Below are 598 nucleotides of genomic sequence, written 5' to 3' on the forward strand. Positions count from 1 at the left end.
GGGCCGCATGGGCCTGGGCGCCGTCCAGGAAGGCATCGTAATACCCCTGCACGGTCGCGAAATAGAGGCGCAGGGCCTGGAGGCGCGAAACGCCGAGGGCCGGCGCGTGCCGCCGGAAGACCAGCCGCGTGAAGCGGATCCGGCGGGCGATCAGGCTGTCGAAGGTCCCGGCCGGCCGCTGCCGGAAATGGACGCCGGGCACGGCCACGAAGGCGGCCCCGTGCCGGCGCACCGCCCGGATCTGCCAATCCCAATCCTGGTCGCCGAGCAGCGCCTCGTCGAACAGGCCGACGCTGTCGACGAGGCTCCGGCGCACCACGGTCGCGCCGACCTGCGGGAAGTAGCCGCTCAACATCCGGCGCAGCAGCGCGGCCCCGTCGGCCGGGAGCTCCGCCGGCCAGGGACCGTAGACCGGCTCCAGTTCCGGGGAGGTGGTGATCACCTGGCCGAAGACGATGCCGAGACCGGGCTCCGCTTCGAGCCGTCGGAGATGAGGACGGATGTGGCCCGGCAGCCAGACATCGTCGTCGTCGAGGAACGCCACGTAGGGTGCGCTCGCCCGCAGCAGGGCCGCGTTGCGGGCGAGCGCACCCTACGT

Annotated in this window: 1 protein-coding gene; it reads right to left on the reverse strand. The window is 72.6% G+C overall.

Annotated elements, in window-relative coordinates; translation table 11 throughout:
* A partial coding sequence (locus FV228_RS32085; protein WP_281406563.1) for a glycosyltransferase family 2 protein occupies nt 1-544 on the reverse strand: 544 nt, incomplete at its 3' end.
* Between the last annotated feature and the right edge of the window lie 54 nt (nt 545-598).

This window comes from Methylobacterium sp. WL18 (assembly GCF_008040015.1).
GTDB classification, from domain to species: Bacteria; Pseudomonadota; Alphaproteobacteria; order Rhizobiales; family Beijerinckiaceae; genus Methylobacterium; species Methylobacterium mesophilicum.